Genomic DNA, 1,982 nt, shown 5'->3' with positions numbered 1-1,982 from the left:
CTCCGCGCGCTGGGGCTCTCGACACCGGCGCGCCCCTACGGCTCCCTCTCGGCCGGCGCGTGGGGATGGACCGACTTGGTGGGCCCTCACCGTGGGTGGGGGCTCACGCCGTTGGCGAGGGGCAGGTTGTTGGTGGAGGCTCACGCCGTTGGTTTTAGCTTGCCTGGGTTGTTTGGATGGTTGCTTGGTGGGCCGCCTGTACCAGGCGTTGGTTTTCTGGTGCTGGGCCGCCGGGCAGGGCGAAGCGGCGGCGGGTGTAGCCGTAGGCCAGGCCGGTGCGGGGGTCCGCGAAGGCCTGGGAGCCTCCCGCGCCGCTGTGGCCGATCGCGCCGGCGCCCAGGAACGAGTACCACGTGTCAGCTGTCGCCTGGAAACCCAGGCCGTACGCGCGGTGCGTGCCGGTGATCATGTCGTAGCCGACGGAGTGGAGCTGGCCGAACTCCGCGACCGTGTCCGGCTTCAGGAGCGGGGCCCGGTCCTCGACCACGCTGATCGCCGCCGCGTAGAGGCCGGCCAGGCCGCGTGCCGACGCCACTCCGCCGACCGATGCGGGACCCTTGGCGCGGATGACCCTCTCGTTGGGGAGAGTTGCCAGGACGGTGGGCTGGGGCGCGTGTTCGTTGAACGCGATGCCGGTGAGGCTGTGGCGGCTGTCCGGGTGTGACGTCTGCGTCTCGGGGGAGGGGAGTGGGGGGTGGGTGGGGTGGAAGCGGGGCTCCTGGGTGGACGGGAGGCCCAGGAAGAAGTCCAGGGCGTATGGTGCGCGCACTCTCTCCTCGTACACGTCCTGGAGTGAACGGCCCGTGGCCCGTCGTACGATCTCGCCGGTCAGCGCGCCGATCACCAGGGCGTGATAGCCGAAGGCCGCGCCCGGGCGCCAGAACGGGCGTTGGTCGGCCAGGCGTTCGGCGACCGCGCGGTCGTCGGCGAGTTCGTCGAGGGTGAAGCCGGTGTCCGTGCCGACCAGGCCTGCCCGGTGCGCCAGCAACTCGCGCAGCGTCAGCGCCCCTTTGCCCTCGGAGGCGAACTCCGGCCAGTAGTAGGTGACTTTGCGGTCCAGTTCGAGGGTGCCGTCCTGCACTAGCAGCGCCACCACGAGGTGGGCGGCGCCCTTGGTGGACGAGAACACGCCGTAGAGGGAGTTGTTGGTGGTGCCGGACGGTCCTGCCCACAGGTCTACGACTTGTCGGCCGTGTACGTACGCGCACAACTGGCCCTCGTAGTCCGCGCGTTCCGTCGACACGAACGCGGCGAACTCCTCCCGGACCGTCTCGAAGCCGTCGGCTACGGTGCCGTGGATCTCCTGGGTCATCCGCTCTCCTCAACTGATCCGCTGCTCGCGTGTGCCATGGTGAACAACGCCTGTCCGACCTGCGGGAGTTCCCCCTCGGACCTCCTCCTGGTTCCAGAGATCGGTACGGCGAGCGGCACCCGTTCGACTCAACGGGGGAGGGAAGGTGTTGGTGTCACCGATGCCCGGATGTCGCATTCGGGGGGCCGGAAGCGGGCATGCTGAGCACGAGTACCGGGCAGCGGGCGCGTGGAGAGGGGTTCCCATGGCGACCATTCCTTCGCTTCCGAGCAGGGACGAGGTGTTGCGCATGGCACGCAGCACCACCGACATCACCGGGCAACTCCTGGACACGGCCGGGAACATCACCAGGATCGCGATCAACACCCTTGATCCACGGGACGGTTCGGGCGCCGAGGCGCTCCGGGTGCTGCGCGAGACCACCGCCGAGCTGGCCGAGGCGAGCGCTTCGCCGCAGGCTCAGGAGGCCTTCTATCGCATTGTTGACACCCTGACGCGGCTCGGTACGACCGGTGCGCCGCTGGCCGTGCACCCGGTGAGTCAGCCGGCGCAGGTGCTGTTGGGCGTGCTCGGGGACAGCCTGTTGCCGGTTCTCGACGCGGTGGAGCCGGCCGTCGAGGAGTTCGCCGCCGCGCTCGGCGATCTGGTCGAGGCGGCCTCCCCGCTGCTG

Annotated in this window: 1 protein-coding gene and 1 pseudogene; one reads left to right on the top strand and one right to left on the bottom strand. The window is 69.8% G+C overall.

Annotated elements, in window-relative coordinates; translation table 11 throughout:
- Nucleotides 1–154 precede the first annotated feature (154 nt).
- Complete coding sequence (locus R6V09_RS51875) at nucleotides 155–1,312, bottom strand: serine hydrolase domain-containing protein (protein WP_317888362.1); 1,158 nt, start codon at nucleotides 1,310–1,312, stop codon at nucleotides 155–157.
- A gap of 289 nt (nucleotides 1,313–1,601) precedes the next feature.
- Here R6V09_RS51875 and R6V09_RS51870 point away from each other — a divergent pair.
- Nucleotides 1,602–1,982: pseudogene (locus R6V09_RS51870) on the top strand (hypothetical protein); the annotation flags it as partial.

It is taken from the genome of Streptomyces sp. W16, from assembly GCF_033194735.1.
In the GTDB taxonomy this organism is placed as follows: Bacteria; Actinomycetota; Actinomycetes; order Streptomycetales; family Streptomycetaceae; genus Streptomyces.
The sequence above is the reverse complement of the archived record's forward strand: the minus strand, read 5'-3'. Positions and strand labels throughout refer to the sequence as shown.